6 protein-coding genes are annotated in these 8,134 nt (G+C 40.0%); all 6 read right to left on the minus strand.

Annotated elements, in window-relative coordinates; translation table 11 throughout:
* Positions 1–14: 14 nt before the first annotated feature.
* Complete coding sequence (gene astE, locus I7H67_RS14595) at positions 15–989, minus strand: succinylglutamate desuccinylase (protein ID WP_192454551.1); 975 nt, start codon at positions 987–989, stop codon at positions 15–17.
* Between the two features lie 12 nt (positions 990–1,001).
* Positions 1,002–2,345 (minus strand): N-succinylarginine dihydrolase, encoded by a 1,344-nt coding sequence (gene astB, locus I7H67_RS14600; RefSeq protein ID WP_004789725.1) that lies wholly within the window; start codon positions 2,343–2,345, stop codon positions 1,002–1,004.
* 17 nt (positions 2,346–2,362) lie between these two features.
* Entirely contained in the window at positions 2,363–3,832 is a 1,470-nt protein-coding gene (astD, locus tag I7H67_RS14605; RefSeq protein WP_151827898.1) for a succinylglutamate-semialdehyde dehydrogenase, read from the minus strand.
* Positions 3,832–4,863 (minus strand): arginine N-succinyltransferase, encoded by a 1,032-nt coding sequence (astA, locus tag I7H67_RS14610; RefSeq protein ID WP_005301103.1) that lies wholly within the window; start codon positions 4,861–4,863, stop codon positions 3,832–3,834. Before astA ends, astD begins: the two co-directional genes overlap by 1 nt.
* 18 nt (positions 4,864–4,881) lie before the next feature.
* The gene (locus I7H67_RS14615) at positions 4,882–6,096 is read right to left on the minus strand and encodes an aspartate aminotransferase family protein (RefSeq protein WP_198308169.1); all 1,215 of its coding nucleotides are present in this window, start codon (positions 6,094–6,096) and stop codon (positions 4,882–4,884) included.
* Positions 6,097–6,231: 135 nt separating this feature from the next.
* Positions 6,232–7,506: a Glu/Leu/Phe/Val family dehydrogenase gene (locus tag I7H67_RS14620; RefSeq protein ID WP_013196743.1), complete on the minus strand. Its 1,275-nt coding sequence runs from the start codon at positions 7,504–7,506 to the stop codon at positions 6,232–6,234.
* Positions 7,507–8,134: the final 628 nt, after the last annotated feature.

Consider the following 8,134-nt stretch of genomic DNA (forward strand, 5'->3'; position numbering starts at 1 on the left):
TAAAAATCAAATGTTCAGCTGGTTTCAGTTAAAAGCAAACCTGCACGTAAACCAAGTTTCACATTTGGATTTGGAAATAAAATCCAGACTTGATCTTGGTCAACAATATAATTGCCAGAAGGTTGAGTCGCAATGATTTCACCTTTGGTAAAAGTCGAAAAATTTGGTGCTTCAGCCGATAAGTTCATCTGAAAATCTTCGTCTTTTTTAATTAAAGAGTCCGATACTTTAAAGACCCGAATTTTTGTTTTATTACGTGGTGGCAAGGCTTGCTCAGAAACCACATGACGAATCACTTCATCAATTGCAGCAAACTGGCTCAAGTCATTTTGTCCAAATGGTAAGGCTTTGCCTAACTCTAAAGTTGCGCTCGCAGCTTTAAAATTTTCACTGGTAAAATGCGTAAAGGTTTTACCGACCGCATTGTGGTAAACTAAAGCATCTAGGTCAGCTGCTTCAAGGCTCGCTGTCAAATCAGCATCATAAGCATGTGTTTGATAGGGAAATAAAGCAAACGTTGGCAATAAAGAAGCGCGAATTGCGGTGTGCAAATCATAGTGATAACGTTTTGCTTGGCTTGAACTTTCCTGAAAAAAAGTCGTGACCACTTGCTCTAAAACTTCAGCACGTTTTGATTCTTCAGTCACAGGTAGAGTTTTATACCCACCACAAAACATTCGGTTTACATCGTCATGCACATAACGTTTACCTTGACGCATTGCATAAGGATTACCCAGTACAAACAGTAATCTCACAGCAAGGTTTAAACGTCCTACAAACAAATCTGTGCAAAGATGAGATAACAATTCAATTGGTGCTGTTTCATTACCATGTACTCCAGCTGACAGTACGACAGCTTTGTCGTACTGTGCATTTGGTGTACATTCAAGAATCCCCTCACCCAACCAACGCCAAGAAAAATTATCTTGTTTTCCTTCGCGGGTTTTAGGCTGCTCACCTTGTAAGGTTAATGCTAGAAAATCTTGCATGTCACCTCCTCATTATTTTTGGAAAGGATAAACCGAACCTAAACCTAAAATTTTGGTCAGTTCATCGAGTGCCATACGGCTTTCCATGAGTAAATGCGGATCAGCCAAATCTTCTTGTGCTAAACGATCACGATAATGTTTATCTACCCATTGATTAAGGGTTCCAAACAATTGATCATTCATTAATACTTTTGGATTTACAGCATTTAACTCAGTTTCGTTTAAAGCTACGCGTAAACGTAAACATGCCGGACCACCACCATTACGCATACTTTCGCGTAAGTCATATACCTGAATAGCATCAATTGGTGTACCCATCTGAACCATATCATTCAGATAACCCCAAACTGCCTTATTCTGGCGAGACTCTTCTGGCACAACAATGGTCATTCCACCATCTGGACGAGTCAAAATCTGGCTATTAAATAAATAAGTTGCTACGGCATCATCAACAGTAACGCGATTTTCAGGAACTTCAATCGAGATAAAATCTTCACCGATACTTGCCATTTTCTGACGAATTTCAGCAAAAGCTTGATCTTGATTTAAGAATGCATGTTGATGATGGAATAATACCTGTTGGTTACTTACCGCGATAACATCGTTATGGAATACACCCTGATCAATTACATCCGGATTTTGTTGAACAAAAACGGTATGCGCATCATCTAAACGATGCAAACGTGCAATTGCTTCACTTGCTTCACGCGTCTGACGAGCTGGATAGCGTTTTGGTCCTGGTAAGCCATTATTTAAATGTTGTTGACCATACACAAATACTTGAACACCGCGCTTAGCATAATCACCACCTAAACGATTGTGATTTGCTGCACCTTCATCACCAAACAAGGCCACTTGTGGTAAAGCTTCATGATGAACAAAATGACGTTCATTTTTAAAGATCGCTTGTAGGACCTGACTTGTAGTCTCAGCTTCAATTGAACGGTGAAACTTATTATTTAAGTTCGCTGCGGTAAAATGCACGCGTTCATCTTGGCTATCTGCCGAAGGTGAAACAGTTGCCGCATTTGCAGTCCACATTGGAGAAGCTGAACTTAGCGATGATAATAGTTCAGGTGAATGACGCATTGCTTGAGCAACAACACTAATGTCATCTCCTGTAAAACCTAAACGGCGTAACATTGGAACATGTGGGCGCTCATGCGGAACAAGCACACCTTGTTTCATTCCCATGTCAGCCAAGGCTTTCATCTTTAGCAAACCCTGTTTAGCTGCTAATTTTGGATTCGAGGCGTTATTACGGTTTTTTGTCGATGCTTCATTACCAAACGACAAGCCCGCGTAGTGATGTGTTGGTCCCACCAAACCATCGAAATTTACTTCATATCCTTTCATTTTTCTTTCCCTAGTGTTTAAGGCAACACAATCCCTGGAGATAATTTTTCTGGTAAGGTTAAGCTGTCACTTTCAAGTGAAGCCATTGGCCAAGCACAATAATCAGCTGCATAAAAGGCACTTGCGCGGTGGTTACCTGAGGCTCCGACCCCACCAAACGGTGCAGCACTTGAAGCACCTGTTAATGGCTTATTCCAGTTCACAATACCGGCACGCGCTTCAATAAGCACTTGATCAAACAGTTCACGTTTTGGTGAAACCAAACCAACAGACAAACCAAAGCGAGTTGCATTCGCAATTTTTAATGCTTCTTCAAAGTTGTCATAACGTTGAATCGTCGTAAGCGGACCAAAATATTCTTCATCTGGAATATCTGTGACGCCTGTTACATCAACAATGCCTGGAGTAAGTAACGAACTATCTTCTTGTGGACGCGTCATTGGCAACAAGCTTTTTGCGCCAAGCTCAAGCAATTTTTGCTGAGCAAGCATCATATTTGATGCGGCAACTGACGAGATAACGCCACCCATAAATGGTTGTTGCTCATCGTTCCAACGACCAACTTTTAGATTTTTAGCAACTTCAACGAAACGTTGAATAAATGCATCACCTTCTGCACCATTTTTCACCAAGATACGGCGTGCACATGTACAACGCTGACCCGCCGAAACAAATGCAGATTGAATAGTGAGATTAACCACAGCATCGACATCAATAATTTCATCAATAATCAATGCATTATTGCCGCCCATTTCAAGCGCAAGGATTTTCTCAGGAGTACCTGCCATTTGCTTATGCAAGTGATAACCCGTGTTTGCACTTCCAGTAAACAATAAACCGTCAATTTCATGTGAAGCAGCTAGCGCTTCACCAGTGGTACGACCACCTTGCACCAAGTTCATTACACCATTTGGCAAACCAGCTTGCTGCCAAAGTTTTACAGTTTCTTCAGCAGTCCAAGGTGTTAATTCGCTTGGTTTAAATACCACAGTATTACCTGCCAATAATGCAGGAACAATATGCCCATTTGGTAAATGGCCCGGGAAGTTATATGGACCGAAAACTGCAAGCACACCATGTGGACGGTGACGTAAAGATGCTACACCATCGGCCATTTCAGTTGAGCTTTCACCTGTACGCTGATGATAAGCACGAATTGAAATTGCAACTTTGCCAATCATTGATTGAACTTCAGTTAGTGTTTCCCAAAATGGCTTACTGGTTTCTTGGCTAATTACTTCTGCTAAATGCTTTTTATTTTCTTCAAGCAAAGTCGCAAATTTTTCAACAATCGCTACACGCTCTGCAAGTGGTAAACGTGCCCATGCTGGAAATGCAGTACGCGCTGCCTGACAAGCTTGCTCTACATCAGCAGCAGTTGCTTCAGCACCTGACCATACAGTTTGGTTATCAACAGGATTTGTTTTTTCAAATGTTGTGCCGCTGCCTTGTAACCAGACACCGTTTATAAATAAAGAGTTTGACATCAGGATACTTCCATTGGATTTAGTGATAACACACGAACAACGTGACCTTCTTGTACACCGAGTTTTTCAGCTTGTTCATGTGTTAAATTTATAGTGTTATCAACAAGATCAAGCTTCATCAACATTGCCTTATAGTCATGATAATTATCATTGGCAACGAGATATTGGGTCTTACCGACCGCAGCTTCACTTGTAATTTTGACGTTTAAGAACTGACTTTCTTTTACTGCCCGCAATTCATCAATATTGGCTTCAATGGTTGGACCCGCATCAAAAATATCGACATATCCTTGATAGCGTAAGCCTTCCGACTCAAGCACATGGTAAGCAGGCAAAGTTTGTGGGTGCATTTTTCCAATCACCTCTTGCGCATCTTTTGGCAAGAGATCTACATAGACTGGAAAACGTGGCATAAGCTCTGCAATAAATACTTTTTGCCCAATTCCACTTAAATAATCTGCTGTTGAAAAATCCATATTAAAGAAATGGTGACCAATCGCATCCCAAAATGGAGAACATCCATTTTCGTCTGAAAAACCACGCATTTCAGCAATTAACTTTTTCTCGAAATATTGCTTAAAAGCAGCAATAAACATAAAACGGATTTTCGATAAGAATTTACCGTTTTGGTTTTCACGACGCTCTGGATCTAAAAATAATGTACAGAGTTCGCTACTGCCCGTTCTGTCATTACTCAAAAATAAGGTTGGTAATGACTTATAAACGTTTAATGCTTTTGAAGCGTGTACTTGAGTACCAACATGAAAGTTGTACCACGGCTCAATGAGTCCTACAGCAACTTCAATTGCGCTTAAACCAATAACACGTTGAGCTTCTGTATCTTCGAGAACAAACAGATAGCCTTGTTCACTTTTATGGACATTGCCATTTAAAGTATTGCGAGTACGTGAAATTCGAGCCGAAAGTGTATCCATATTTTGTGGCAAGGAAGTCAGGCCTACACCCGACTTACCCGCTAATTTATAAATATCTTCAAGGTCTCGAAACTCGGCATGACGGACGATCATCATGGCTAGCTTTCCTTTTTTTTATTTAGCCAATTTTGCCAACGCTCTTTTTAAACGAGCAATCCCTTCATCAATATCTTGTTCAGGAATGATAAGCGACGGAGTAAAACGAACCACATTCGGGCCCGCAATTAAAGCAAGTAAACCTTCTTCACCCGCCCAAGTCGTAATATCTTTAGCTTTCCCTGCATACTCAGCTTTTAATTCACAACCAATCAATAAACCTTGACCACGAACTTCTTCAAAAATCTGATGTTCAGCGTTTAATGCATTTAGTGCATCGAGGAAATATTGATGACGATGCTTCACACCTTCGAGTACTTCAGGCGTATTAATAAACTCAAATACTGCACCTGCAACCGCACTTGCTAACGGGTTACCGCCATAAGTCGTACCATGTGTACCCACTGAAAAATGCGGAGCAAACTTATCTGTTGTTAACATTGCACCCACTGGGAAACCACCGCCTAATGCTTTTGCAGTCGTTAACACATCTGGAATAACGCCAGAGTTCATGTAGGCATAAAGTGCACCTGTACGGCCTACACCCGTTTGCACTTCATCAAAAATAAGTAACGCACCAAATTCATCACACAGTGCACGTAAACCTTTTAAAAATTCGATGTCAGCAGGAATAACGCCGCCTTCACCTTGGATCGGTTCAACAATGACTGCACATGTTTGCTCATTAATTACCGCTTTTGCAGCTTCTAAATCATTAAAGGCAACGTGGTTAATACCATTTGGAAGTGGTGCAAAGTCTTGTGAATATTTAGGTTGACCACCCGCTGAAACGGTAAATAAAGTACGGCCATGGAAAGCATTATTAAATGCCACAATGCCACTTTTGCCAGCAACGCCGCTATCTAAACCAACTTTACGAGCCAGTTTTAAAGCAGCTTCATTTGCTTCAGCACCTGAGTTACAGAAAAAAATCTTGTCTGCAAATGTATTTTCGGTGAGTTGTTTTGCAAGGCGTAGAACAGGTTCATTTGTATAACCGTTACCTACATGCCAAAGTTTTGTTGCTTGTTCTGTTAAAGCATTTACTGCCACTGGATGCGCATGACCTAATGCATTTACTGCAATCCCGCCTGCAAAATCAATATATTCTTTATTTTCTTGATCCCAAATACGTGAACCTTCACCACGTACCGGAATGAAATTTGCCGGTGCAAAAACTGGAACCATCCAGTCGTTAAAGTTGCTTCGAGTTACAGAAATTGGCTGTTCCATGCTTACCTCAGTATTTATTTAATATATTCGATAACACTTAAATTTAAATCATTCAGAAAAAGAGGCTGAACAAATAACCCTATAACATCCTTAATATTTGCTCAGACCACTTTTCCTAAAAGTAATTTCCGCAGATTAGCCTGGGAAAATACCACGCTCTTTACGAGCTTTTAAAATACGCTCACATGCCAAGATGTAAGCTGCTGTACGTAAAGTACAAGCGTTGCTGTTCGCTGTGTTCCAAACGTCATCCATAGCTTGAACCATCAATTTGTCTAAACGCTCATTGATTTCTTCTTCAGTCCAGAAGTAGCTCGCCATGTCTTGAACCCATTCGAAGTAACTTACAGTTACACCGCCGGCGTTACATACAACGTCAGGTACTACAACAATGCCACGCTCAACTAATACGTCTTCAGCTTTAGGATAAGTCGGGCCGTTCGCACCTTCTAAAATCAACTTAGCTTTAAGTTTTTCAGCACGTTCAACTGTGATTTGACCTTCTAACGCAGCAGGAATAATGATGTCTACATCTGCAGTCCAGAAATCTTCATCAGCAATTGCTTGCGCGCCAGCGAAACCACCAACACCACCTTGGTTTGCATTTACGTGTTCACGTAATGCAACAAGATCAATACCATCAGCATTGAAAATTGTGCCAGTGTGATCTTGAACGTGAGTGATTTTTGCTTTTGATTCAACAAATAAGAAAGCAGCTTCACTACCTACGTTACCAAAACCTTGAACAGCGATTTTCGCGCCTTCAATTGGTAAATTGATTTTTGCAGCTACTTCGCGACCTGTAACGAATACACCGCGACCAGTCGCTTTAACACGACCTAAAGAGCCACCTAAGTGAACTGGCTTACCAGTTACAACACCAGTTACTGTGTAACCTTGGCTTGTAGAATAAGTATCCATCATCCAACCCATGATATTGGCATTTGTACCAACGTCTGGAGCTGGGATATCTTTTTGAGGCCCGATAATGTGACCGATTTCAGTCGTATAACGACGAGTTAAACGCTCTAATTCACGATTAGATAATTTACGTGGATCAACACGGATACCACCTTTTGCACCGCCAAATGGCAAGTTCAAAACAGCAGTTTTAATTGTCATCCATGCAGACAACGCCATAACTTCGTTCAAATCAACATTCGGATGGTAACGAACACCACCTTTACCAGGACCACGAGACAAGTTGTGTTGTACACGGTAGCCTTCAAAGTGCTGAATAGAACCGTCATCCATTACAATTGGCACGTCTACAATAAGTGCACGTTTTGGACGTTTTAAAGTGTCAATAAACTCAGCCAAGTGGTCTAAGTACGGAGCAACACGGTCAATTTGTGCCAAGTAAGTTTGCCATGCATCGCTGTGTTCGTTTACGTATGAAAGATCTGACATCTTTTTTCCTATATACCTTCATAGACTCAGATTTGATAAATCTGTAATCTTTATTATTTAGCAACTAAAACCCTGAAATAACAGTGCCTTAGTTTATTTACTAAATCTTTTGCTCTTCTAAAGCATCAGATTTTTTAAATTCCATTTGTTGGTACTAAAAGTACGATCTACTTTTATATACCGATATCTTTTACAAGTTTTCTTTTGTCTAAATTGCTGTTTATAAAGAGAGTTTTATAAAAGCAAAAAACTAGCCACAACCCACTAAAACCAGCCGGCTGAAATATAAATACAAAAGAAGTGACATAACCGTTTGGGAGTTAAAAAGAACTATGATTTACAAAAACCATTAGTCCATAAAATTTTTTTGACTAATCGATAGATCCCTCCATTAGTCTTTTTAAAATAAACTTTGTTCAATAATCCTACAGATTAATTATTTCCACACATACTGCTTAAAATTAAGCCGCCGCATAGATATAAAATCTTCTAATAAATATAGCATAGAGCAAGCTCATTTAGAACATTTTAAAATAAATAAGAAGAGAAAAAATAATCAAATCGAACTGACATTTATAATAAAAAAACAACAAATATTAAAAAACCCTTAACTTTAATAAAAAAATAT

The organism is Acinetobacter sp. ACIN00229 (assembly GCF_016106645.1).
Classification (GTDB): Bacteria; Pseudomonadota; Gammaproteobacteria; order Pseudomonadales; family Moraxellaceae; genus Acinetobacter; species Acinetobacter oleivorans.